The organism is Paenibacillus sp. FSL R5-0810, from assembly GCF_038002285.1.
Classification (GTDB): domain Bacteria; phylum Bacillota; class Bacilli; order Paenibacillales; family Paenibacillaceae; genus Paenibacillus_AQ; species Paenibacillus_AQ lactis.
Window position 1 is genome coordinate 914,790 of the sequence record NZ_JBBOCF010000001.1, and the last position, 24,808, is coordinate 939,597.

Sequence of the window (24,808 nt, forward strand, 5' to 3'; positions counted from 1 at the left end):
TTTTCGTATGATCGTTGGAGCATCCAACCTCACGGATATAACCCCCCATGAAAAATACATTTTACACAGCGTTTACATAAATCTGTAGATGGTAACGCCGCATCTGATATATCTTAAAGGTTGACCAACAAAAAAGAGGCATTGAAAGAGCTTGGAACGTCCTGGGATGGGACGGCCAAGGATCTGTTATATGACCGTTGACCAAGGGGAGAGAAGTGCGATGAACATGGAGAAGCAGCAGACGGAGAACCGGCTTGCCTATGACACGCAGCAGGGCCGATGGCGCGCAATTCGCGAAACCTGGTGGACCGCGCTGCAGCTTGGATTAACCTCATTCGGAGGTCCGATTGCCCATCTTGGCTATTTTCATACAACCTATGTAAGACGGAAGCAATGGCTGGACGAGAAATCCTATGCAGACCTGGTCGCGCTGGCGCAATTTCTGCCCGGCCCTGCCAGCAGCCAGGTAGGCATCGGGGTAGGCGTCATGCGTGCCGGAATATGGGGGGGAATCATTGCCTGGCTTGGATTCACGCTCCCATCGGTTGTCATGCTGATGCTCTTTGCTTATTTAATGGAGGCTTTCGATCCCGGCGCGGCAGGCTGGATCCAAGGTCTCAAAATCGTGGCGGTTGCGATTGTTGCACAGGCCGTGCTCGGAATGGCCGGAAAGCTGGCCTCCGGTCCGATCCGCGCTGCGGTTGCTTTTGCCGCCATGTCCGTTGTGCTGCTCTGGACCTCTCCCGTCGCCCAGGTATCAGTGATCGCCGCTGCGGGAGTCCTAGGCTGGTGGATTTTCAGGAAGAAGCAAGGGGAGGAAGAGGCGGCACCGAAACAGGCGGGAATTCCGATCAGCCGGACGACAGGGCTGGTATGCCTTGGTCTGTTTCAAATCCTGCTGCTCGGCTTGCCGGTCCTGGCCAGCTTGTCCGGTAGCACAGGGATTGCCGTCGTGGACAGCTTCTACCGCGCCGGATCGCTGGTATTTGGCGGCGGGCATGTCGTGCTGCCGCTTCTTGAGAGCGAGACGGTAGCGAGCGGATGGATGACCAAAGAGGAATTTCTGACCGGGTATGGGGCAACGCAGGCGGTTCCAGGACCCCTGTTTACATTTGCGGGTTACCTGGGGATGCTGATTCAAGGCGTGCCTGGAGGCATACTGGCTACGCTCGCTATCTTTTTGCCGGGATTTCTGCTCATCGTCGGCGTCATGCCTTTCTGGAACGCGATCCGAACCCATGCGAAGCTCCAGGGGATGCTGACGGGGATGAATGCGGCGGTTGTAGGCATCTTATTGGCTGCACTATACCACCCGATCTGGACATCCTCGATTGACGGATCGATTGAATTTGTCATCGGTGCAGGTTTGTTCGCCATGCTGATGTTTTGGAAGTGCCCGCCTTGGGTGGTCGTGCTTGCCGGCGCGGCAGCCGGGCAGCTGCTGCTGTAACCCCAATCGGTTCGCTCCGGTAAATATCCTCACGGCTTCATTCAGCGGAATATCATCGCAAGCTCTGGACGTAAGTCCGGAGCCTATTTGCTGTTACATTGTAGGCTCTGGACCTAAGTCGGGAGCCTATTTGCCGTTGCAGGAGTATTTCTTGCCGGATTGGTTAAATATGTAGGGTGTATCAGTAAGAATTAAGGGCCAACAACTTCCCCCGCAGCTTGATGGAAGAAACGAAGCAAATCTGAATCCGGTATAGAAAAGAGTGGATGGATACGATGAACAGCACGGACGTGAAGGATTGCATCATTGTTGGAGGCGGCATTGCAGGATTACAGGCTGCGATCCAGCTTGGGCGGTATTCCGTCTATTCGGTTGCGGTCATTGACCGCGGAACAGGACGGTCGGTCATCTGCAGGAGCTATCATAATATTCTTGGCTGGCCAAAAGGCGTATCCGGCCGGAAGCTTAGGGAGCTTGGCCGAGCGCAGGCCGAATCGTACGGCGTGAATTTTATTGAAGATGATATTCGGCAGGCGAACAGGCTTGGCGATTATTTCGAGTTAACCGGAAAAGACGGGACTGTATACAGGGCGAAGACGCTCCTGCTAGCAACCGGCCTGTCGGACCGCTTCCCCGACGTTCCCGGACTGCTGGAGACGCTGGGCAGTACCGTCTATGTATGTCCGGACTGTGACGGATATGAAATTCAGGACCGGAAGACCGTCGTACTGGGAACGGGCGAACCGGGAGCTAACATGGCGCTTTTGCTGTCCGAGAGAACCGGCGATATGACGTACGTCAATCATGAAGGTAAGCCAGCTTCCGCAGAACTTATGGAGCGGCTATCGAAACGAGGGATCTCTTATATCGAGGAGCGTGTAACGGAGGTGAAGTGCAAAGCGGATGGAGTAATCTCGTCCATTGAGCTGGCGAACGGGCAATCCATCCCGGCCGAACGCGGCTTTATCGCCTTTGGCGGAAACCGGATCCATTCCGATCTGGCAAGGCAGCTAGGGGCCGAGCTGGAGCACAATCAGCATGTCAAGACGGATCCGAGGTCCAAGATGACCAATGTCAACCATCTGTGGGCCGCAGGGGATATCGGGGTTCATTCCGAATTGTCCACCGTAGCAATGGGAGAGGGCGCTACGGCGGCGATTTGGATCAATAAGGAGCTTCGAAAAATAGCCGACCCGAGTGGAAATGAACATTAAACGAATTCGGTGAATTACCTTGCTTGTTCAAGTAATTTGCCCATAAACCCGCCTCTTGAAATGGGAATCTCCGACGAACTCCCGCCAAGAGGCGGGTTTATTAGGTCAAGCCGAAACGGGTGATATGGTCCTCCAGCTCATATTTTCGCAGCAGCTCCGTCTGCTTCGGACCGATTAAGTCGAAATGCGGGTAAGGCTGCCGATCATGAATATATTGCGGGTTCAGACCGTTGGTCAAGCACCAGTCTTCAAGACGGCGGAGGTCCGAACATCCCACCTTCGTCACGGTATGAAACTCAGGGAAGCGCTGATCATACCAGAAATGCGTCAAAAATGCGATTTCTCCCCGAGACACCTTTTGCTTCCATTGCTGCAATTCTTGTTTGGTAATGCCGAATGCCATGATGGTCTCATCCTTGTAAGAGTATTCATGCTTCCCATTATACCAGCATATACTTCACTGCACCTAATGCATTCTATGGCTGTATCGAACATGATCCGTCAAAACGCGAGCAAGCCGCGAAAATGACGGATGTGAAGAGGGGGAAGCGCCATGATTCTGGAAACCGCTGTTCTGCATATCAAGCCGGGGTTGGCTAGTGAATTCGAGAGTACCTTCCGGACGGCTTCAGCCGTTCTGTTGACCAAAAAGGGATATGTCGATCATGAGCTTCACAAATGCGTGGAGAATCGGGACGAATATATACTCCTGATCCGTTGGACGGGGATCAAGGACCATCTGATCGGCTTCCGGGGCCATCCGGATTACAAGACGTGGGTTCAGGCTTTAGAGCCTTATTATGCGGATCCGCCGCAGATTAAGCACTATATCGATATCCGCGTGGACGGCAGGGAGCAGGCGGAGCAGGAATTGGCCGAGCTCGCGGAAACCGGCGATGATCAGACGGTATATGGTTCATAAGGTTCACGAAGTCCAGCTAATACGAGTTTAGGAACTTCGGCTAATTTTACGGCTCGAACAGGAATCCAGGCAGCTGATGACGAACTTTGATGGATATGCTTATAACATAAGGAGTGATTACCATCATTACCGATTTTGATTCCGTTCGACGCTTAAGAGACGAGATCCGTGCCAACGTAACCAAGGTTATTGTAGGCAAGGAGCAGCTCATTGACAGGCTGTTCATCGCGATGGTGACCGCAGGCCATGTGCTTCTCGAGGATGTTCCGGGCACGGGGAAAACACTGCTGGCCAAATCCTTATCAAGATCTGTCGACTCCACGTTCAAGCGAGTACAATTTACGCCGGACCTGCTCCCTTCGGATTTGAGCGGCATCTACTTCTATAATCAAAAAATATCTGAATTTGAATTTCGACCAGGCCCGCTGTTTACCAATATCCTGCTTGCGGATGAGATCAACCGGGCTACGCCCCGCACGCAGGCCAGTCTGCTGGAATGCATGGAGGAGCGCCAGATCAGCATTGACGGCGTGACGCATGCGCTGCAGGAGCCGTTTCTGGTTATCGCGACCCAAAATCCGCTGGAGCAGCAGGGAACCTTCCCGCTGCCGGAAGCGCAGCTGGACCGTTTCCTGTTTAAGCTGAGCATGGGATATCCCTCCGCCGAGGAGAGCGTCGATATTCTAAAACGGTTCAAGGAACAGCAGCCGCTGGAATCGCTGACGGCGGTTGCCGCTTCAAGCAGCCTGATTCAAGCACGGCAAGTCGTCAACAAGGTGCATGTGAGCGACGAGCTGTTATCTTATATCGTAAAGCTGGCCGAGCAATCCAGAGCCGACGAAGCCGTAGTCGCAGGCGTAAGCCCAAGGGGCTGCCAGGCACTGCTTAAGGCCGTCCAGGTTCAGGCCGTTCTTGAGGGCAGAGCGTTCGTAACGCCGGACGATGTGAAGACGCTCGCTGTGCCGGCGTGGGCCCATCGTTTGCAGCTGCGCGGCGGCGTCAGAGGCCGGAGCTTGACGGAGGCGGCGGAGGATGTCATCAAGCGCTTGCTGACACAGGTACCGGTACCGACGGAAGCCGGCATCGCGCCTTAAGGGGGCTCGCGGATGGGAGCTTACTGGATTTTGCTGATCGCCGCTGTGATCATTTTTTTGCAGGGCATGCTCTTCAAGCGAACGGCGCTGAAAAAATTGACCTACAGCCGATCATTTAAGGCGTCATCCTGCTATGAGGGAGATTCGATCGAGCTGATTGAGACGATTGAAAACCGGAAAGCGCTGCCGGTTCCCTGGCTGCGGGTTGAATCGCAATTTCGGACAGGCCTTGCCTTTGAGAGCCAGCTGAATCTGAATATTAGCGAAGGACAGTACAACCAGAATCATAAGAGCTTCTTCAGCCTTCTTCCCTGGACCAAAATCGTGCGCAGGCACCGCATCACGGCAAAGCAGCGCGGCGTGTACCGGCTTGGAACCGTCTCCATGACGACGGGCGATCTGCTGGGGATCCAGTCCGTCGTGCAGAGCATGACGCTTCCCGGCGGGATTACGGTGTATCCAAGGCCGCTCGACGTCTCAGAGATGGAGCTCCCGGTACGAACATGGATCGGCGAGCTGCTGGTCCGGCGTTGGATTATGGAGGATCCGTTCCATATCTCCGGCGTGCGCGAGTACCGCAGCGGCGATCCGATGAAGGACATTCAATGGAAAGCCACCGCCAGGACGGGCAGCCTTCAGGTATACCGGCGGGACACGACCGCGGATTGCCGCCTTATGATCTACTTGAATATTGAAGACCATGAGGGGATGTGGACCAAGGTAACGCGGCCGGAGCCGATTGAATACGGAATTCGTCTGGCGGCCGGTATTAGCGCACACTTGCTCTCGCAAGGAATCGAGGTTGGATTCGGTACGAACGGGGCCGTGGTGGATGGAGAGGAGCAGGACATGCTTCTCCCTGCAGCCGGCGGCGAAGCCCAGCAGGATTTGATCCTTGAACTTCTTGCGAAGCTTGAGCTCACCCGTAAGCTGTCGTTCCATGATTATCTCCTGTCCATGCTGGATCGCCAGGAGGAATCGGTGGATATGATTTTGCTCACGACGTATGTAAGTCCCCGGCTGGAAGCATTGCTTGAGCGCTTCAAGATGAAAGGCCACACCGTCGAGGTTACGCTCCTCGAGGACGGGATGATCGTGGCAGGCAAGGAGGTGTCCGCATGAGGATCCGCGGATTCGGGTTGCTGCGGGCTTTCTTTAACAGCCTGGTAGAGTGCATCCTTTATTTCCCTGTGCTTTTCATTCCCGCCTATTACCTGTTCCCCGATTCCTTGACATGGCTTTGGCCGGCTGCAGCATGGGGAGCATATCTGATCGGCTATGCCGGCAGTGCCTATCTTCGCTTGAACCGGCAGTTCAAAGCAGTGATGTGGGCCGCTGTAGTATCCATCGCCTTGGGGGGCTGGATATTAGGCATAGACATCCTTCTGGCTTATGCGATTCCGGTACTATTTACAGCCAGCTATCGCGGAAGCCGGATGGAGCAGATCGATTGGAGCAGCATGTTTCCCGGAACCTATTACCTGGTCGGCCTGATCCTATACGGCGCCAGCAGCTTCGTGCTGGCCTTCATGGATTCATTCCGGACGGGAATACCGGTTCTTACTTGGTTCGGAGCAGGAGCACTGGCACTTACGCTGCTTATCGTAAATCAGCAGCTGGTGCTGGACGAAACGCTTCCGGGCAAGGACCAGCCTGTGCTGGAACGACGCGTGCTTCGATATAACCGCTCATTCGTCGTGGTGCTGCTTCTGATCATCGCAGCGATCGCTTTTCTTCCCCAGCTCCGTCATTGGTTCGAGGAGATGGCCCGGGGGCTGACCTCTTGGTTATCGGGACTGTTTAGTGCAGGTCCGGAGACACCTCCGGAATCGCAGGCGACGCCTCAACCGCCGCCTGAACTCCAGCTGCCCGACAGCGAGCAGAAGGGACCGAGCCGGTTCATGAAATGGTTGGAATCGGCGCTGGTTTACGGCGTATTTATCGCGATTGGCATCGGCCTTATGCTGCTTCTTTTGAGATTTGGGAAGCATCTGCCAAAGCTCCTCGGGATCCTCTCCAAGTGGATGAATCGGATGATGTCCCGGCAAGAAGCCCAAACGTCGCTGGGGTATGAGGATGAGGTCGAGGATATCGAGCATGAACGAGCCGGGCAGCGGCTGCGGCGGGCTCTCGGCAGCATGCGTTTGTCCAAGAAGGATCGCGGCGAAGAGCGACATGATCCGAATCAGATCATCCGCCAAATGTACCGCAGGATACTTTTGCAAAGCATCCGGGAAGGGTATAATTGGAAGGCAGCCTTAACGCCCCGGGAAACGGAGAACGATCTTAAGGATTGGCAGGAACATTCGCGGGAGCGGATGCCCGAGACCTTGGTCGAGCTCTATGAGAAGGCCCGCTATGGTAATCGGTCCTTAACGGAAAAAGAGGTGCAGCGGCTGCAGCACAGCAGGAAGAGATGAGGAGTGAAGAGCTTGTCCGTACAGAAAGAGAACAATGCTGTTATCGATTATGGAGATCTGTCAGTAACCGGCGGCGTATCGGTGTTCTCCAAGGAATTTGATCAATTATTTTATTATGACGGTGACGATCTCGGCCTGACCTATCGTCCGCAGGAGAGCCTATTCCGCCTCTGGGCGCCGACGGCAAGCGAGGCCTATGTGTTAGTCTATTCCGATTGGAAGACAACGGAGGCGGACCGTTATGCGATGACCCGCGATGTATCGGGAACATGGCTTCTGCGGGTGAAAGAGGACCTGAAGGGCCGATTCTATACCTATCAGGTTCGCATTGGTGAGCAATGGAATGAAGCCATTGACCCTTATGCCAAGGCCGTAGGCGTTAACGGCGACCGCGCTTATATTCTAGACATGTCGACAACCAATCCGGAGCGCTGGACCGAAGCGAAGCCTAAGCTTGAAAGCGCTGTGGATGCCGTCATTTATGAACTGCATGTTCGGGATTACACGATCCATCCAGACAGCGGAGTTCATCTTAAGGGCAAGTTCGCAGGGCTGACCGAAGCGGGCACCAAAGGACCCGAAGGAATCCGGACGGGACTTGATCACATTGTGGAGCTCGGGGTTACCCATGTGCAGCTGCTTCCCGTATTCGATTACGCAACGGAAAGCGTGGACGAGACTCGGCTTGATGAGCCGCAATATAATTGGGGCTACGATCCGAAAAATTACAATGTGCCCGAAGGTTCTTATGCCACGGATCCTTATGTGCCGGAAGTTCGGATTCGCGAGTTCAAGCAATTGGTCCAAGCGCTGCATGATCGCGGACTCCGGGTCATCATGGATGTGGTGTATAACCATGTGTACGATGGTTACTTAATCAACTTCACGAAGCTTGTGCCAGGTTATTATCTACGTTATAAGAAGGACGGCAAGTTTTCGAACGGCTCGGGCTGCGGCAACGATACGGCAACCGAGCGGCCGATGATGCGCAAATTCATTGTGGAATCCGTCCTGCACTGGGTCAAGGAATACCGCATTGACGGCTTCCGCTTCGATCTGATGGGCCTAATGGATGTGGAGTCGATGAATGCAATCCGCGGAGCGCTTGATGAGATCGATCCGTCGATCATCATGATCGGGGAAGGCTGGGTCATGGACACCGAGCTTGCGCCGCAGCTGCGCGCAAATCAGCAGCAGGCTGACCGGATGCCGAGAATCGGACATTTTAACGATGGGTTCCGCGATGCGGTTAAGGGCGATATTTTCAAGTATCAATACAAAGGCTTTATTAGCGGAGGAACTGGGCTCAGAGACCGGGTGAAGCAGGGTGTTGCCGGTGGTATTTCGTATTCGGCGGATATACGGTCATTTGCATCCGAGCCTGACCAGAATGTGAATTATGTAGAGTGTCACGATAACCATACGCTCTGGGACAAAATCCAGCTCTCCACGGCTGGCGAGAGCGATGATATTCGCCGGGACATGCACCGGCTGGCATCGGCCATCACGCTCACCAGCCAAGGGATTCCGTTCATTCATGCCGGTCAGGAATATTACCGGTCTAAAGGCGGGGTCGAGAACAGCTATAATGAGCCGGATGAGGTGAACCGCCTGGATTGGCGGCAAGCAGCGGAGCATCAGGACGGCGTCAAGTATATTCAGCGGCTCATCCAGCTGCGCAAGGAGCATCCGGCATTCCGGCTGCGGGATGCGGAAACGATTCGTAAGCATCTGCGTTTCGAGGCTTGTCCGGAGCAGGCGATCGCCTTCACGCTGCGAGATCACGCCGGCGGCGATCAGGCCCGGCATCTCTATGTTCTCTATTATGCCGGCCGAAACGAGGCTACCTTAAGTCTGCCGGAGCTTGGAGAATGGACCGTCCTCTTAGGGGAAGAGACGATCAAGCAGCTGTCCCCGACAACATTGACTGTGGATGGGATCGGGGCCGTTATTCTTTCCTGCTGAAGTACGGAAAGAGCTTAAGCGATATTACCAATAAATGAGCAATGCCCGATTCTACGATCATCTGATATGCTGAGATAATCAGATGATAGAATCGAGGCGTACCACTTGAAGAAGTATTTCCTGACGTTATGTGTTTTGCTGTTACTGGCAGGCGTGATTCATCCTGTTCAGGTATCGGGACTTGGGGCTCCAAGCCAGCCCGCGTTTCATGATATCTCCGGAAGCTACGCAAAGGAAGCGATCTTGCGATTGGCGAAGCGGGGGATCATTAACGGGGACGGCAATGGAGCTTTTTTGCCGAAAAACCACATCTCCCGAGCCGAATTCACGGCGATGCTGACAAGGCTGCTGAAGCTGTCACCCGTGAACAATGACCTGTCCGCGTTCCGGGATGTACGGCCTGCTGCCTGGTATTACGGCTATGTGCATGCTGGACTGAACGTATCGATCGTGCAGGGGAGCGGTGCATATTTCTATCCGAATGCGCAGATTACCCGGCAGGAGGCTGCCGTCATGATGGTCCGGGCGATGAAGGAGAGCGGTAAAGGCAGCGGGAGCAGTGCCTGGAGATACTCGGACTCGGGCTCCATTGCCGGTTGGGCCCGGAGCGCCGTAGGACGAGCAACGGAAACGGGATGGCTGCAGGGAGGCGAGGGCCGGTTCAGACCGCTGGATCCGATTACCCGCGAAGAGACCGCCATGCTGCTGGACCGCGTCCTTCGTACGGGCAACGTCCAATCCGTGCTGGACCGCCAAGAAGGAGCAAGCGTACGCATGGGATGGCTGTATAACGGAACGACCAGCCAGTATATAAGCTATGCTAAGAGGGCTGGACTGAACGTTCTCGTGCCGCGATGGTATTACCTGAACGCCTCTGGTAAGCTGTCGGATAATACGGATACGGCGCTGCTGAATTGGGCGCATAAGAACGGCCGTGAAGTGTGGGCGATGATAGGAAACCGGAGCAACGCCGAGATGACGCATCAAATCCTTAGCAGCGCCACGCTCCGGCAATCGGTGATCAGCAGCATCGCTGCCAATACCGTGAAGTATGAACTGGATGGAATCAACATTGATTTTGAGAATGTGATGCCCCAGGATCGTGAGAATCTGACGCTGTTCGTTACGTTATTATCTGCTGAGATGAAGCGCCTGGGTGCCAAGCTGTCGATTGACGTATCCCCGGATCTAAACACGGATTGGACGGCGGCGTTCGATTATGCGGCACTCGGCAGGCAGCTGGATTATCTCGTGCTGATGAGCTACGACGAGCATTGGGGCGGCTCGCCCAAAGCAGGCTCCGTATCGTCCATTTCTTGGTCGGAATCTGCATTACAGCGGCTCCTGACCCAGATTAGGGCGAATCAAGCGATTGTCGCCTTTCCGTTGTATACGAGGGACTGGAAGCTGGCCTCCAGCGTCTCCTCCGAGGATATCACCTTGGTGGAGCAGGGCCGGCGGATTCGAAGCTTTCAGGCTCCGATATCGTGGAATGCGGAAGCGGGACAATATGAAGCGGGATACCGCTCTGGCGGCGTTCAGCATCGGATCTGGACAGAGGACGCCCGTTCCTTGTCCGTGAAGCACCTGATGGCTTCGGCGTATCAAGTTGCCGGCTTCGCCTACTGGTATCCGGGAGCGGAGACCGTTGACGTCTGGAAGGCGATCCCGAACGCCCAGCACTATGCTTCCTATTCTTTCTATATTCAATAGGTGTGCACTTCTTAAGCAATGGCTGGAAGTTAAATGAATAGTCGTCGGGGTAAGCCGGTTAAGATTCACTTTGCGAGAAAAGGCTGTATCTTGGCAAGCCAATGCCTGCTAAGATACAGCCTTTTTGATGTTTAACGAGATGCGGCTCACTACACAAACGTATTCATAATCTTACCAAACTGCCGGCAAAAAGGCGGTCAAAAAGAACCAAATTACATGTGCTTTTGAACTTTTTGACTACTGACGTTCAGGATTGCGGCGTCTCAGACCGGCGAGGCCAGCAAGACCGATTAATCCCAGCCAACCCCAGTCTGTATCGTTGTCACGTGTAGCATTTGCGTTATAACTGTTGGTGTTCACGTTGTTGGCATTCACATCGTTTGTGTTCATGTTGTTATTATTCGCAAAAGCTGGAACCGCAAGAACGAGAAGCAAGCTTAATCCGGCTAAGAATGAAGCGAGGATTTTCTTCATTGAGGTGCAACTCCTTTCCGTTAAAGTTGATTTATTTAGTGGAGGACAGGTACCAGAATTATGTTGCCCTTTACAAAGGGGATTATTCTTTGCGCAGAAACAAGAAAAAATATTTTCAAATATCAGAGCAAGCCCGAAATAATCAGGAATAACGTAAAAAAAAACCGAACCAAGCTCGGGAAAGAACTTGATTCGGGGTAGTCTGGTTTCGATCATTGTAATTCATTAATCGGTCGAGCCGTCGCCAAGGAATCCGGTCTTGAAAATATTCAGCAAATATTCAAGGGTAATCGGATCGCTATAAGTGGCAGCCTCCGTATCGATTTCAATGACATGTCCGTTTTTGACGGCCGGGATGCCCTTCCAAATATCGGTCTTCATGAACGCGGTATCGGCTTGCGAGTTTCGGCTAAGCACAATATAATCTCCCGCATAATCGGAGAGCACCTCTTGCGACAACGCAAAATATCCGGGGCCGAGGGCATCCTTCTCGACCTTTTCAGGCATTTTCAATCCCATGGCCTGATACAGGATTTCGGTGCCTCGCGCCCAGTTATTGCCGAATACGTAGAAGTTCTTGGCCGAATCGGTTTCAAACACGGAAACGGAGACATCATCGCCTTCCGTCGCTTTGATTTCGCTGCCGATTGCTTCCGCACGCTGCTTGAAATCATCGATCCATGCCTGAGCTTCCTGCTCCTTGTTGAGGAGCTTTCCGATCTCAAGCTGCTGGGATAAATAGTCCAGCTTTCCCCAGGTAAAAGCAACGGTAGGAGCGATTTGGCCCAGCTTATCGAGATTCTTCATTTCGGTGCCGGCAATGATCAGATCCGGATCCTGTTCGATAATCGTCTCGAGGTCCTCCTCCGAAACGACGGTTACGCCCTCCAACTTGTCCTTGAACATCGGATTCGCATTCGTCCACTGATCGACGCCAACCAGCGGTACGTCGAGCGAGAGCACGTTCGGCGCATACGTCAACGCTACGATCCGTTTGGGATGGGCAGGAACCTTCACGGGACCTTTCTCAGATTGGTACGTGATCGTCTCCTCGGATGGATTGGCGACCGTCGTCGTGTCCGCATTCTGAGTGTTATGAGTGTCCTGATTATTTTGAGTCGATGAGGCTGGCGTTCCTGAATCAGAGCCGCAAGCGCTGAGGATCACTAAAAGCAAAACGATAAAGGGAATGAACAGCTTGTTCTTCATTTCGATTCTCCTTGTATGTAGAATAATAACAGCCAACTAAACGATAATGATTATCATTTTCATATATGAGATACTGTAAATGATCGTTTGCCGACTGTCAATCCATAATTTTCAAATCAGGGTAACAACAATTAAGCGAGTAAGAAATCTTTAGGCAGGGGGAACAGCATTTTGCTTGCAAAGGGAAATTTCCATGATACAATAATCGAAATTCGATGGAAAATATGATAAAGGGGAGTAGACGGACATGGGACGGAATGTGGAGCAGCGGTTGGCGGAGATGGGGATCGTTTTGCCTGCGGCTAGCGTACCTGCAGCGAAATACGCCAATTACGTAATCGTAGACGGAATAATGTATGTGTCCGGGAAAGGTCCTGCGGGTCATCCGAGAGGCAAGCTGGGGGTAGATTATACGACCGAGCAGGGATATGCCTTCGCCCGTTCCGCCGGCATCGAAGTGCTGGCCGTATTGAAGGAAGCTTTGGGCTCTCTCGATCATGTGAAGCGCGTAGTCAAGGTCCAAGGGTTTATCCATGCTTCTCCGGATTATGAGGAGCATCACAAGGTGCTGAACGGCTTCTCTGATCTAATGGTTGAAGTGTTCGGGGATAACGGAAGTCATGCACGGTCCGTCTTTGGTGCGATATCCCTTAGGGACCAACTACCGGTGATTGTTGATTCCATGTTTCAGGTGGAGGTCTGATTGGGACAGCGGTCAAACTGAAGGCATCCCGAGAGCCTAAACCCGGGAGCCGTTAAACTTTCATCAGCCAATCGCACATGCGATGAACCGCCGCTTCATGCTGCGGCGGGGGAAAATGATGCTTCAGATCCCGGTAGAAATGGGTCTCCACCTGCCGGCCAAGCTCCGCGAGCCTGTCCGCCATTCGATAGCTGTGCCCGATAAGGACCTGCTCGTCGAGGGTCCCGTGGACGATTAGCACCGGGATTTCAAGCTGCTCCGCGTAATGCAGCGGAGACCTAGCGAGATATCGCTCCGGCACTTTGTTCGGAGAGCCGCCGATAACCCGTTTCATCATCCGTCTGAGGTCGATCCGTTCCTCATATGTTTGGGCCAGGTCCGATACCCCGCTCCATAGAATGAGCTTCGCAACTACTGGCGAGATAACCGCTGCCTTGGCGGCATTGATCGCACCGCGGGAGAAGCCGAGCAGATAAATCCGGGCCGGGTCGATCCAAGGTATGTTCCTGAGCCAATCGATTGCGTTTACGACGTCCATCGTATCGGCTCCGCCGAACTCATCCCGCCCCTCGCTGCCTTCGTTTCCGCGATATGCAGGGGCGAAGACCGCGAAGCCGTGCATCGCGAACTCTTCGATCCACTTTAGGCGCACCGCTCCGACGCGGCCGATTCCGCCCCTGCAATAGATCAGGAGGGGAAGCTTGCGGGTTGATTCGCCAGGATGTTGAAATTGTTTATCCGGGCGCCATGAGCAAGCCAGTGTGCCTTTGACCGAAACGCCGGGCTGAGTACCGGCTATGTCAGCCATAGACTGGCTAATCGCATGGGGAAGCTGAGGCGGAAGACCCAGGTAACCCTTAACATGAAGCGCTTCGGAAAGATAATCAATATGATAAATCATGATGAATCGACCTCCAGCTGCAACACAATGCAAACGGTTTTTAGTAATTTTTCGTACACCCGTGCTTTCGTTTTTTTTTTCGAATAACCGTTTCTTCAACATTCTCGTTAGTATAGTATTTACCGCAGAAAGAAATCAATATGTTTCGATCCAATCCGGCAGTGGCCGGCAATCCGCGAGAGCAGGGTTTTGATGAAGATGCATGGATCTGGATGGCAACTTTTACAATTTGCACAATCTTGAATCCTATGCTATATTAATTATCCGGACAGCTAGTCCATTTATAAGATGGCGGTCGTGGCGAAGGGGTTAACGCACCGGATTGTGGCTCCGGCATTCGTGGGTTCAAGTCCCATCGATCGCCCTTTATATTATACATAAACGAGAAGAGAGGGCCGCCAGGTCCTCTTTTTTTGCATCCTCCAGTGCTGTCAGTCCGCATGGAAGATGGTATAATGATGGGGAAACCGAGGTGAGTGAATATGGCTAAAAAGAAACGGAACATGCCCGCTCCAAGTGCTTCGCAGGCCGACAAGCCGGCAACGTTAAAGGATCTTCTGAACCCAGAGCTGCTTCAGAAATTGAAGGAAACCTCCGAAACATTAAAGGCCTCGGAGGCTGAGCGTTTGGAGAAAGAAAGACAGGAGCGCGAGGCCGCCCGCGCAGCGGAGCAGAAGCGCCGTGATAACGATTTTGAGTATTTGCTGGAGAACAGTGATATGGACTGGAAACGATATAAATGACAGGTGGACGATAGCCATCTTTTTTACGATCAGAAGACCGAATTTGCCTTTCCCTTATGTGGTGATACAGGACTTTCCTTGCAGTAATCCAGAAAGAAAGTTACAATAAGTAAGTAAAATACATGCTTGCAGGGGGTAAGACGATGAAGGTTGAGATTTGGTCGGATTTTATGTGTCCGTTCTGTTATATAGGAAAGCGTCGTTTCGAGAATGCACTGGCCTTATTTCCGAATAAGGATCAGGTCGAGGTGGTTTACCGGAGCTTCGAGCTTGATCCGGACGCTTCGTATGAGCCGGGCGTGTCGATGGATGAATTGCTGGCTTCAAAATACGGGATGAGCATTGAGCAAGCCCGGGCGGCGAACGCCAACGTTACGCAGCAGGCGGCAAGCGTCGGCCTCACGTATCACATGGACCGCATCATTCCAGCGAATTCCTTCGATGCCCATCGACTGGTTCATTTTGCAAGTCAGCATGGAAAAATGAAAGAGATGACAGAGCGGTTGTTCTACGCTCACTTTACAGAGGGCGGCAATCTGCAGGACCGCTCCTTGCTGGCCGATCTGGCCGCCGAGGTTGGTTTGTCGCGGGAAGAGGCAGATTCGGTGCTTGATGGTGACGCATATAGCGCGGAAGTACGCGCTGATGAAGCGGCTGCCCACCAGCTGGGTATTCGCGGGGTGCCTTTCTTCGTGCTCGGAGGCAAGTACGGCGTATCCGGCGCACAGCCGCTTGAGGTATTTACGGACGCTTTGGAGAAAGCCTACCGTGAAGCCCATCCGCTTGTGATGGTGAACGAGAAGGATGCGGGGATATGTGCCGACGGATCCTGCGATCTGCCCGGCAGCACGAAATAAATAGGTGATAGACAAACAGCCTGAGGATGCATAGCTCGTATGATCTTCAGGCTGTTCTCTTATCGCCGTCCTATCACAGATCGATGGAGGTTATCATGGACGAGCTCCCAACGAAAGAGGTAATCTTACATATTCAGCGCTCCGAAACGGAGTACATGCACGATCGGATGGATGCCATTGCGAAGCGGCCGGGCAACCCGGAGGGCGTCCTGATCGAACGGTTCGGCCATGCGTTGTGCCTGTACAGCAAGACCATGCCGTGGCTTTCCTTTAACACCGTAAAAGGCATTCAATCGGAGGACATCGGCCATCTGGATGCCATAGTTGATTTCTACCGGTCGAGGGATCGGAGATTTCAGATCGAGATCGTGCCCTCCACGGCAAATGAGGAACTTTTGAAGGCGCTTGCGGAACGAGGGCTGTACCAGTCAGGGTTTCATAATTCGATGTATATGCATCCGGTCAACATGGAGGAAGAGGCGGATCCGGCTATCGAGATCCGGCATGTCACCGAGCATGAGTTCGAGCGGTATGCGACGATCCATTGCCGGGGAACCGGACTTCCTGATCAGGGGATTCCGTCCGTGGCCGCAAATAACCGGGTGCTCGCAGCGCGGAAAGGCTGGAGATTTTATCTTGCCTATGTGCAGGATGAGCCTGCCGCGGCTGGTGTGATGTACATAAATGAAGGCATAGCCTCTCTAACTTTCGGGGCGACGCTGCCCGAATATCGCAGGCACGGACTGCATCGGCTGCTCCTTCGCCATCGGATTCGGATCGCCCAGCAAGCGGGCTGCAGCTTAGTCGTCGGCCAGTGCGGGTTCTTGTCACAAAGCCACCGCAATATGGAAGCGGTCGGTATGCGGCTCGGATATGTCCGGACGACGTGGACGGAAAGGTAGGACCTGGGGGATAGCTACAGGATACGATCCTTCTTCCAGACCGGCGGCCTAATTTGCGGGGAGGTTTTGTTTGTTAGTTTGTTGGTTGGTTCGATGGCGTGCAGCAGGCCGGGAAAGGAAAAAGATTGAGCATGCAGGACATAAAGTTTCTGAATATCGATTATTTGTATCAGGGTACCGAGAAGCAGAGGCAGGCCGCTCTCGTCATGGATGACCTGAGGCTGTTTGCCCATCTGGCACCGTATGATCCGATTCTCGTTGGCACGATCCCTATTGGCATCGACATCCCGGGAAGTGACCTCGATATCGCCTGCCGCGTTACGGACTTCGCTGCATTTGAACAGACCATCCACGAGGTTTTCGGACATCTGCCGGATCTGTCGGTCGTTAGCCGAAACGTTAATGGCATGGATCGCATCGTGGTCCGCTTCCGGTACAAAGGCTGGATGTTCGAAATATTCGGCCAGCCTGTGCCGACGAAACAGCAGAACGGATACCGGCATATGGTCGTAGAGTATCGGCTGCTTCAGCTGATAGGCGAAGCCGGAAGAGAACGGATTATCGAACTGAAGCAAGCGGGAATCAAGACGGAGCCGGCTTTTGCGGAGCTGCTGGGAATTCCAGGCGATCCTTATGCAGCTCTGCTGGACATGTATAACTGGTCGGATGATAGACTAAGCGGATTTTATCATAAATTATTAGCGAGGGAGAGGAACGAAGATGAGTGAGAAAGAACAGCTGCTCAGCGAATATGGGGAATGGATCGATCGGGTAAAGGAGCTTGCAGATCGGGATGAAACGTTGTGGAGCACCCCGCTGGCCGAAGGCAAGTGGACGGTTCGCGAGGTTGTCTGTCATATTTTCAGATGGGACGAGTACTTTTTCGCAGAGGCGATTGAGAAGATTGCGCGCGGGGAAGCTCCGACCTCTGAACACTTGAACTATGACGAGTTTAATGAAAATGCCAGAGATTATGCGAAAGCAAGCACAACCGAGGATTTGGTCCGCCAGACGATTGCAGCGCGGGAGCAGCTGATCGAAGCGATCCGGTCCATGCCGGAGGATGTGTACGACGGGGATTACACGGATAAAGACGGTCATCCGTTTAAGGTCGCGCAGTTTATGAAGGATTTTATTTGGCATGACAAACATCACCTAAGACAGCTGGAGCTGATCGGGTAAGTGTAAGCTGAGTGCTGGACTGACACCGGCTCCCTGAAAAGCAAGCTAATCCTTATATAGATTCAGGGTCGGTATTGATTTATACTATAGGCAACTGACGATAGAAATGAGTGAACGCAATGCCGACGGGTTATTTGGATATCACGTCTTATTTTACGGAGAGCAACCTGGAATGGTTTCTGGAGCAGTTCAGAGCGCTTGGCCCTTTGCCGGGGATCCTGCTGACCTTCATGAAATCCTTCGTTCCGCCAATGCCGACGATTGTGATCGTAGGGGTGAATGCCGCCGTATACGGGTTATGGGAAGGGTTCCTGTATTCTTGGATCGGCATGATCGCAGGCTGCCTGACAACCTTTCTCCTGGTGAGGAAAATATCCGACAGCCGCTTTCTCGCGCGCTGGGCAGCCAAGCCCAAGGTACAGCGGGGAATGCGATGGATTCAGAAGAACGGGTTCAGTTACGTGTTCTTGCTCGGCATTTTACCGGTCGGTCCGTTTGTTGCCGTTAATATTGCCGCCGGTCTGGCGAGAATGCATATCCTATCCTACCTGCTGGCCGTAACATTAGGAAAAGGCATTATGGTATTCTGCGTATCCTATATAGGTGCGAACCTGTCCGACATTGCAGCCGAGCCGTATAAGCTTGTCGGCGTTCTGGCCTTTATCGCTCTTTCCTTATGGGGGAGCCGGCGGCTGGAAAGCTATTATGTAAACAGCCATGCGAAGAAGGCGGAGCATTCTCCCGTTACCGACCTGAACAGCGAAGCACCTTGATGTTGTCATGCGGTTAGCAGGGGATTGAACCATCGTGATCGGTGCATGCACGGCCTAGAGATGAGATAACCTACGCCGATGGTGTGCGATTACGGGATATCATAGAAGTGTTAGAAGGCTTCCGGCTGGTCCGGAACTGTCCACGCTGATCATAGTATGAGGGGAGGGGTGCGTGATGGCCAAGCTGGGAAGCGCCATGCTGGAAATCGTCCGAATGATGGTCTTATTCATGCTCGGTACTGCGATCGTAACGAATATCGAACTGGCTGTTTTGCAGTCATGGGTGTTATGGAAAGACTATTATATCCTGTTCCTGTTCTTAGGGAATGTGCTTGGGTTTATGGTTCTGTACCGTAATCGTCTGCAGTTTGGCGGATGGTACCGCTCCAAGGCCACGCAGCGGAGAATGTCCCGCCAGATGACAGCTGTGACGATTACCGCCGCAGCCGTTATGATTGCGCTGCCTGTCATTCTGGATTTACTTGGGCGTTTAGCATAAAGGAATATGGTATGTAACCAACAAGCTCCATTCATTCGCTTTGGAATGAATGGAGCTTGTTATGTGTTGATGAGATGTGAGTTACAGCTTTTTGCGTTTATACAGCGTAACGATAAGACAGGCCGCAATGAGAAGGAGGATGGAGATCCCGGTATAGACCAGCTCTTGCATATTCCCTTGCTCCTGGTCTTGACTGTTGTTCCAATCCTGCAGTCCCATGCCCCGGCCGCCCGGCATTCCGCCGCCCATCCCGCCGCCGAATTCGCCAAAGCGATTCGTTTGCTGCTCCTGATTGGCATTCGGCTGCCCGGTTTGAGCGTTGGTGTCCGGGGCTGACGCATTCCCGGGCACCGCTCCTTGGGCAGCTGCGTCCTGTTGGAATGGTTGCTGGGCTTCTTGCTGTGATTGCTGCTGCGACAGCTCCGGTGTTTGTTCACCAGCCTGCGCCTGCGATGCGGGAACGGTGTTCTTGTTATCGGCCGTGCGATTTGCTGCGGCTGCGCTATCGGCCACCGTGTTTGTCGCCGTGTTGCCGGAGCTGTTAGCGGTTATCCCGCGATCCGCTTGCGGTGTCACGTCCTGTCCGCCGTTGGCACCTTCAGCAGCGCCCGGGCCATTCTGCGGTATACCGCCGTTGGTATCGTCAGCAGCGCCCAGGCCAGTATCGCTCTTAGCAGCCCCCGCATTATCCTGCTCCATATTACCGCTGGCTCTGTTTGCAGTGCCAGCGGCATCCTCGGGCATACCGCCGATACCGCCAGCAGGACCTGCTTCACCCTGCGGCATGCTGCCTGCAGGATCTGCATCGCCCGGCCGCATGCCGCCCGCACCGCCCTGGCGCATGCCGCCCAAGCCTCCGGGACCCATGCCGCCACCGCTGCCGCTGCCGTCTCCGGAAGAAGGGAGCGTGCCGTCCAGCTGCTGCTGGATATTCTCCGTTGATTGCTGGACGAATGTGAGCAGGGCAGGCACGGCTTCCTCGTACTGCTCGTACGTATAGAAAGGCCGCGGATCCTGCTGCACGTGCTCGGATATCAGCGCCTTGAGCTGTTCCACGCGCTTCGCGAACGTTTCCTGCTTGAGGTATCCATCCAGCATGTCCTGAAGGATGGCGTGATAGCCCTCCTTGTATTCATCCACCTCCAGGAGCTTCGCAACGAGCGGCCGCTCGGCTACGGCCCCTTGGGTCGGTTCGTCGATCAGGATGCCGGAACCGCCGAACCCTCCAAAGGCCATGTTATAGTCCCAAGGGAGAATGGAGAAGACGCCCTTATTCTCATATAAATAATAATTCTGTTTGTTCATGCCGAGATAGCTGTCCATATTCGATGCGGCCACATTTAGGGCGATATACCTCAGTGCCTGGTCCACATCAAGAACCTGCTCGTAATCGGAACCGTTATTCAGCTCATCCAGCATGTCGATCAGAACGTCGTCATTGGAGGATTTGGACTTCATTTCTAGGCCCGTGTACGAATCCGGATCCTGACCGAGCCAGGTCAGATCGCTGCCGGCGCCGGTCATGACGCCCTTATACAAGGCGCCGTATGCATTCCCGAAGTGGCGCTCCAGATAAGAATCACCGATCTGCTCGACGGCAAGGTAGAATCCCCAAAGCTCGCCGTTAATATAGACATTTACGTACGAGAAGCCAGGCGTTGGCAGGCCAGCGGATGCCGCCAGCTCGTAGGCGAGAAATTCTCTCATGTACGTTGCGTCGCTGTAGTTGTTGTTGAGATTGATTTTGCTGATCCCGTCCAGCGTTTGATTCACATATTCATTGAAGGACAGCTTGAAGCTATAACGATCGGAGTCGGAGTTGACCACGCTCCGCAAGCTCAAGTTGCCTTTGGTCCGGATGCCGACATGTTCGAACTTCTGCCCGTTATAATCAACCGACGCCTCTTTATACTCCTCCGCTTCGGCATTGTCGATCATATCCGCAAAATCCGCTTCATCGATCGTAATCTTCACATCGATGACCTGCTCCTTCGGGAACACCGTGGACACGCTCTCCTGCGCGGTTGCGCTCCCATCCTCCGCCTCATTTGCTTGGCTTGCACGGGGTGCCAGCCAATCCTGACAGCCGGATAAGATGAGCATCAAGGCCAGCAGAAGGGACAGGGGAGCTGCGGCATATTTTGTTTTCATATCGAGACACCACCTGTCTTAGGATACATAATCGCCGCTGTAACTGATCAGGACCGCGTTATGGACGCCGGGGAGTCCGGACAGCTTGTTGACGAATTCGCCCTCGGCATCCTTCAGTCTGACTTCCACCGTCAGCTCGATGTTCCCGTTTGAAACGGTTTTTTGCTTCAGATTGTAACGTTTTACCGCTTCGGCGATGCGAGTGCGAACCGCCTGCTCACTCTGCTCGTCTTGGCAATGGACGACAAGAAGATAGGGGGTGTCGACTGACGCTTTTTTTATGAAGAAGAACAGAATGAGGCCTACGACCACGGAACCGATTGCCGCCAGCGTATAGAAACCTGCGCCGGTTACGATGCCTGCAACAGCTGCCCAGAACAGAAAGATCAAATCGGTCGGGTCTTTGATCGGGGTCCGGAAACGAACGATGGACAGCGCGCCGACCATACCGAGCGAGAGCACGAGATTGGAGTTGATGGCGATGATCACAACCGCCGTAATCATGGTCATTCCGATCAGGGACACGTTGAAGCTCTTCGAATAGAGCACCCCGCTGAAAACCCGTTTATACAGCAGATATATAAACAATCCGATGACAAAAGCGATGGCAAGCGTAATCAATATTTTGGCGATGCTGATATCGGATGCGAAGTTCTCGAGGACGGATTTTTTGATAATATTAGAAAAGTTGGTCGTTTCGTTAGACGTTGCATTCATGAATTATTGATCCTCCCAAGCGTTATATTTTAAAAATTTTCGGCAAATAACGTATTTCGATGCGGACTGTCGCTGAAGTCCCTCCAGCTGCAGGGCAATCTTGATGTAATCCGGTATATACTCGTCATACTTGACTTCAAGAATGATCAGATTCTCATCAATAGCCTGGATCGGCAGCAGCTCCCGGTTGAACAGATCCACCGAGTGGAGCCCTGTGCGCAGCTCCTTGTCGAACGTGATCCGGACATTGCCGTTTGCGCATACGTACGGTTCACGGACATAATCGACGATGACCTTCGGGCGCAGCAGGTTATGCTTCATCTCGTGATAGAGCTCCATCATCAGAGGCTTGTCCGGCTGGTACAGACATTCGTAATCCCCCGCCATAATCCGGTCCGTCATCTCCCGGGTAAGGGGCTCTTTCAGCTTCGCGATGTAGTCGCGGAACTTTATCTTTTTCTCAAAATGGATCACGTCGTCCTTCACGTTATAGATGCGAATCCGGTATTTTACGCGGTCCCGGACGCCGGCCAGCTTCTCGTGCAGCGCCTTATTATTGATATCGTCGAAATACAGGCTTCGAATATGGTATTCTCCGGACGGTCCCGCATGGTTATCGTGACGGATCAAATGGTTCAACCGCTGCCGGATGATCCGGTATTGATGCATGTTGACAAAAAACTTCAGTTCATTCCGGTATTTCAATCCTTTGTTCATGCTTCCACCTCATTTCTGTCAGTTCGCTTATTTGCTTCTGAAACCATGCTATCAATCGTTTCTGATTTCTGGCTTAAATCCAGCTGAATGTAAACTGAGTGTTTTCGTGATGTAAAGCGTGCTCCATTTGTCGAACAGGTATGGTAGGATGAAACTAGAAAATGAAAGAGATAGGGCGATGTGAAATGCTATACTATGTGGCGGCCTTATGGATCGCGGCAATCGTGCTGCTGGCGAACCAGCCGCGGCAAGAGGTGAATCGCTGGGCGGCTTTCTTCTTATTCAGCTCAGGCGTAGGCGGCTTAACCGCACTCCTTGAGCCGGACGGCTTTATACCGGCTTCATTTGAGCCGATCATTCAAAGCTTCAATCATGCGATGTCGCCTTACGGGGTGCTCGTATTTTGCATCGTGTACACCCGGCAGCAGATCGATCCGGTCAAGCTGAGGTACTTCAAGCTCGGGCTGCTGTTGCCCCCGCTTGTAACGGTACTCCAAGTCATCGTTTCTCCTGAGCATCGGATCGATTTCGGGCTGCTGCTTGTCTGGACAGCTCCGTACTATTTCATATCGTGCTATTTATTAATTCGGGCCTATGTACAAGAAATGAATCCGAACAGACGCAGAAGTCTGCTGATCACGGCCATGATTATGGTCCCTACGCTGCTGGGTGTGATGCTACTGATTAATGTCGGGAGCCTCTTGTACCCCGGTTACGATTTCTTTCAATATGTATCGCTGCTGATCGTATATTCGTTCGTCGTCGGGTTGATCTGCCTGTTCGTTTATGGTGTGCTCGGCATGCGGCTGAAGGTTGAACGGGATCCGATAGACCGTACGATGCAGGCGGTTTCGACGGGAACCTCCCTGCTGAACCACACCCTCAAGAATGAAATCGGAAAAATCGCTCTGAGCACGGAAAATGTGAAGCAAATGTTGCAGCCGAACCAAGGGGCTGCGCTTGAGCAGCTCGGGATCATCACACAGGCGTCGGAGCATCTCCTTGCCATGACGGAGAGGATTCAGCAGCAAACGAAGGAGCTCGTCCTGAAGGCGCAGCCGGTTCGGCTGGATCATCTGGTCAAGGAGCTCTTGCAGCGCGAGCACGAAATGCTGCGCAGTCATGGGGTTGAGGTCAAGCTCCACATCCGGCAGCGCCCGTGGCTGCTGATCGATCCGGTTCATGTTACCGAGGCGGCGGGCAACCTGCTGCAAAATGCAGTCGAGGCTACGCCCGGGGCCGGGGTGATCGAATTGACGGTCGATGCCGGACGACGGGGCGCGGTGGTCTCGGTCAAGGATTATGGCAACGGTATTCCGGATGGGCTCCAGGCGCGGGTATTTGAACCTTTTTACAGCACCAAGAAGGATCGACGAAACAATTACGGATTAGGTCTTTCCTACGCATACCATGTGATGAAAAAAAGCGGGGGATCGATAGGCATGGAGAGCCGCCAGGGGGAAGGAACCGAAGTGTCCCTGTATTTCCCCCGCCGGGTGTTGGTACGACTGGCAGGAAGGGGAGAGGAATGAGCCCGATACAAATTTTTCTGGTTGAAGACGATCCCGATTGGATCAAGGCGATGACTGTTTTTCTGAACGGACAGGAGGACATGCTGGTAGCGGGGGCCGCCCAGACGCCGGAGCAGGCAGCCGCCATGGCACGCGTCCTTTCGTTTGATGTTGTGTTGATGGACATACAGCTCACCCCGGGACAGCTGGACGGCATTTACACGGCCGCCGACATTTTGGAAATCAGGCCGCAGGCCAAGGTGATCATGTTAACCTCCATGGATGACGAGCAGACGATCACACAGGCCTTTACGGCAGGAGCCGTGCAATATATCGAAAAGGCGAGGTTCAAGGAGCTGCCGGGGGCGATCCGCGGTGCCTTGCTGCATGCCGGTCCGATGGAGGCGCTGCTGAAGGAATTTTCCCGGTTGAAGCGGGAGGAGCAGCTGCGGGGCTTAACACATGCGGAACGGGAGGTATTCGAGCTGATGGAGAAAGGATACACCCATGCGCAGATCGAGCATAAGCTGTTCAAATCGGAAAGCACGTTAAAGAATCAAATTAATAAAATCCTGAAAAAGCTCGGCGTAAAGAGCGGCAAAGAAGCCGTTGAAAAGGTGCGGCGAAAAGGGATCATAAAGGATCGTTAGCGGTTAGGGCGAACGCCCGGTGCAAGGTTTTGAGCCAAAAA

At 53.3% G+C, this 24,808-nt stretch carries 25 protein-coding genes and 1 tRNA gene; 19 read left to right on the top strand and 7 right to left on the bottom strand.

What is annotated here, in order from left to right; translation table 11 throughout:
- The first annotated feature begins 220 nt into the window (after window positions 1–220).
- A complete protein-coding gene (locus MKX76_RS04255) occupies window positions 221–1,450 on the top strand; it encodes a chromate transporter (protein WP_341033054.1) in 1,230 nt (409 codons plus the stop codon).
- A gap of 275 nt (window positions 1,451–1,725) precedes the next feature.
- The gene (locus tag MKX76_RS04260) at window positions 1,726–2,664 is read left to right on the top strand and encodes an NAD(P)/FAD-dependent oxidoreductase (protein ID WP_210095080.1); all 939 of its coding nucleotides are present in this window, start codon (window positions 1,726–1,728) and stop codon (window positions 2,662–2,664) included.
- A 100-nt stretch (window positions 2,665–2,764) separates the two neighbouring features.
- Here the strand turns inward: MKX76_RS04260 and MKX76_RS04265 are convergent, their stop codons facing one another.
- On the bottom strand, window positions 2,765–3,067 hold the full coding sequence (locus tag MKX76_RS04265; RefSeq protein ID WP_028406288.1) for a hypothetical protein: 303 nt from the start codon (window positions 3,065–3,067) through the stop codon (window positions 2,765–2,767).
- A 150-nt stretch (window positions 3,068–3,217) separates the two neighbouring features.
- On the opposite strand from MKX76_RS04265, the gene MKX76_RS04270 reads away from it, so the two are divergent.
- The 6 genes from MKX76_RS04270 (at window position 3,218) to MKX76_RS04295 (ending at window position 10,778) form a co-directional block, all read left to right on the top strand.
- On the top strand, window positions 3,218–3,586 hold the full coding sequence (locus MKX76_RS04270; protein ID WP_007128573.1) for an antibiotic biosynthesis monooxygenase family protein: 369 nt from the start codon (window positions 3,218–3,220) through the stop codon (window positions 3,584–3,586).
- Window positions 3,587–3,699: 113 nt separating this feature from the next.
- A complete protein-coding gene (locus tag MKX76_RS04275) occupies window positions 3,700–4,680 on the top strand; it encodes an AAA family ATPase (protein ID WP_341033055.1) in 981 nt (326 codons plus the stop codon).
- A 12-nt stretch (window positions 4,681–4,692) separates the two neighbouring features.
- Window positions 4,693–5,802 (top strand): DUF58 domain-containing protein, encoded by a 1,110-nt coding sequence (locus tag MKX76_RS04280; RefSeq protein WP_341033056.1) that lies wholly within the window; start codon window positions 4,693–4,695, stop codon window positions 5,800–5,802.
- Window positions 5,799–7,100: a DUF4129 domain-containing protein gene (locus MKX76_RS04285; RefSeq protein WP_341033057.1), complete on the top strand. Its 1,302-nt coding sequence runs from the start codon at window positions 5,799–5,801 to the stop codon at window positions 7,098–7,100. The genes MKX76_RS04280 and MKX76_RS04285 overlap by 4 nt, the downstream gene beginning before the upstream one ends.
- 12 nt (window positions 7,101–7,112) lie before the next feature.
- Window positions 7,113–9,065 carry a type I pullulanase gene (pulA, locus tag MKX76_RS04290; RefSeq protein WP_341033058.1) on the top strand — a complete coding sequence of 651 codons (1,953 nt, stop codon included), beginning with the start codon at window positions 7,113–7,115 and terminating at the stop codon, window positions 9,063–9,065.
- A gap of 105 nt (window positions 9,066–9,170) precedes the next feature.
- Window positions 9,171–10,778, top strand: a complete 1,608-nt coding sequence (locus MKX76_RS04295; RefSeq protein WP_341033059.1) for an S-layer homology domain-containing protein — start codon at window positions 9,171–9,173, stop codon at window positions 10,776–10,778.
- 237 nt (window positions 10,779–11,015) lie between these two features.
- Here MKX76_RS04295 and MKX76_RS04300 read toward each other — a convergent pair whose 3' ends face one another.
- A complete protein-coding gene (locus MKX76_RS04300; RefSeq protein WP_341033060.1) occupies window positions 11,016–11,252 on the bottom strand; it encodes a WGxxGxxG family protein in 237 nt (78 codons plus the stop codon).
- 225 nt (window positions 11,253–11,477) lie between these two features.
- Window positions 11,478–12,461: an iron-hydroxamate ABC transporter substrate-binding protein gene (locus MKX76_RS04305; protein ID WP_341033061.1), complete on the bottom strand. Its 984-nt coding sequence runs from the start codon at window positions 12,459–12,461 to the stop codon at window positions 11,478–11,480.
- Window positions 12,462–12,708: 247 nt separating this feature from the next.
- Here MKX76_RS04305 and MKX76_RS04310 point away from each other — a divergent pair, with 247 nt between their 5' ends.
- Window positions 12,709–13,164, top strand: a complete 456-nt coding sequence (locus MKX76_RS04310) for a RidA family protein (protein ID WP_028406282.1) — start codon at window positions 12,709–12,711, stop codon at window positions 13,162–13,164.
- Between the two features lie 52 nt (window positions 13,165–13,216).
- Here MKX76_RS04310 and MKX76_RS04315 read toward each other — a convergent pair whose 3' ends face one another.
- Window positions 13,217–14,065 (bottom strand): alpha/beta hydrolase family protein, encoded by an 849-nt coding sequence (locus MKX76_RS04315; protein ID WP_341033063.1) that lies wholly within the window; start codon window positions 14,063–14,065, stop codon window positions 13,217–13,219.
- Window positions 14,066–14,356: 291 nt separating this feature from the next.
- Between MKX76_RS04315 and MKX76_RS04320 the strand changes: the two genes are divergently transcribed.
- The 8 genes from MKX76_RS04320 (at window position 14,357) to MKX76_RS04355 (ending at window position 19,021) form a co-directional block, all read left to right on the top strand.
- Window positions 14,357–14,429, top strand: a tRNA-His gene (locus MKX76_RS04320).
- A gap of 118 nt (window positions 14,430–14,547) precedes the next feature.
- On the top strand, window positions 14,548–14,808 hold the full coding sequence (locus tag MKX76_RS04325) for a YqkE family protein (RefSeq protein ID WP_007128563.1): 261 nt from the start codon (window positions 14,548–14,550) through the stop codon (window positions 14,806–14,808).
- A 143-nt stretch (window positions 14,809–14,951) separates the two neighbouring features.
- The gene (locus MKX76_RS04330; RefSeq protein WP_144869298.1) at window positions 14,952–15,665 is read left to right on the top strand and encodes a DsbA family protein; all 714 of its coding nucleotides are present in this window, start codon (window positions 14,952–14,954) and stop codon (window positions 15,663–15,665) included.
- Between the two features lie 95 nt (window positions 15,666–15,760).
- Window positions 15,761–16,567 (top strand): GNAT family N-acetyltransferase, encoded by an 807-nt coding sequence (locus tag MKX76_RS04335; RefSeq protein WP_341033065.1) that lies wholly within the window; start codon window positions 15,761–15,763, stop codon window positions 16,565–16,567.
- A 131-nt stretch (window positions 16,568–16,698) separates the two neighbouring features.
- Entirely contained in the window at window positions 16,699–17,295 is a 597-nt protein-coding gene (locus MKX76_RS04340; RefSeq protein ID WP_341033066.1) for a DUF4269 domain-containing protein, read from the top strand.
- Window positions 17,288–17,749, top strand: coding sequence for a DinB family protein (locus MKX76_RS04345; RefSeq protein WP_210095077.1), 462 nt, complete (start codon window positions 17,288–17,290; stop codon window positions 17,747–17,749). Before MKX76_RS04340 ends, MKX76_RS04345 begins: the two co-directional genes overlap by 8 nt.
- Window positions 17,750–17,868: 119 nt before the next feature.
- Complete coding sequence (locus MKX76_RS04350) at window positions 17,869–18,522, top strand: TVP38/TMEM64 family protein (RefSeq protein WP_007128558.1); 654 nt, start codon at window positions 17,869–17,871, stop codon at window positions 18,520–18,522.
- Between the two features lie 175 nt (window positions 18,523–18,697).
- The gene (locus tag MKX76_RS04355; RefSeq protein ID WP_251537280.1) at window positions 18,698–19,021 is read left to right on the top strand and encodes a hypothetical protein; all 324 of its coding nucleotides are present in this window, start codon (window positions 18,698–18,700) and stop codon (window positions 19,019–19,021) included.
- A gap of 81 nt (window positions 19,022–19,102) precedes the next feature.
- Here MKX76_RS04355 and MKX76_RS04360 read toward each other — a convergent pair whose 3' ends face one another.
- Genes MKX76_RS04360 through MKX76_RS04370 form a run of 3 tightly spaced genes read right to left on the bottom strand, consistent with a single transcriptional unit; the run spans window position 19,103 to window position 22,606 of the window.
- Entirely contained in the window at window positions 19,103–21,172 is a 2,070-nt protein-coding gene (locus MKX76_RS04360; RefSeq protein ID WP_341033067.1) for a CotH kinase family protein, read from the bottom strand.
- A gap of 18 nt (window positions 21,173–21,190) precedes the next feature.
- Window positions 21,191–21,889: a DUF4956 domain-containing protein gene (locus MKX76_RS04365; RefSeq protein WP_007128555.1), complete on the bottom strand. Its 699-nt coding sequence runs from the start codon at window positions 21,887–21,889 to the stop codon at window positions 21,191–21,193.
- Window positions 21,890–21,892: 3 nt separating this feature from the next.
- On the bottom strand, window positions 21,893–22,606 hold the full coding sequence (locus tag MKX76_RS04370) for a polyphosphate polymerase domain-containing protein (RefSeq protein ID WP_007128554.1): 714 nt from the start codon (window positions 22,604–22,606) through the stop codon (window positions 21,893–21,895).
- 161 nt (window positions 22,607–22,767) lie between these two features.
- Between MKX76_RS04370 and MKX76_RS04375 the strand changes: the two genes are divergently transcribed.
- Together MKX76_RS04375 and MKX76_RS04380 are read left to right on the top strand one after the other, a co-directional pair.
- Window positions 22,768–24,138 (top strand): sensor histidine kinase, encoded by a 1,371-nt coding sequence (locus MKX76_RS04375; RefSeq protein ID WP_340900228.1) that lies wholly within the window; start codon window positions 22,768–22,770, stop codon window positions 24,136–24,138.
- On the top strand, window positions 24,135–24,767 hold the full coding sequence (locus tag MKX76_RS04380; RefSeq protein WP_007128552.1) for a response regulator transcription factor: 633 nt from the start codon (window positions 24,135–24,137) through the stop codon (window positions 24,765–24,767). The genes MKX76_RS04375 and MKX76_RS04380 overlap by 4 nt, the downstream gene beginning before the upstream one ends.
- The last annotated feature ends 41 nt before the right edge of the window (window positions 24,768–24,808 follow it).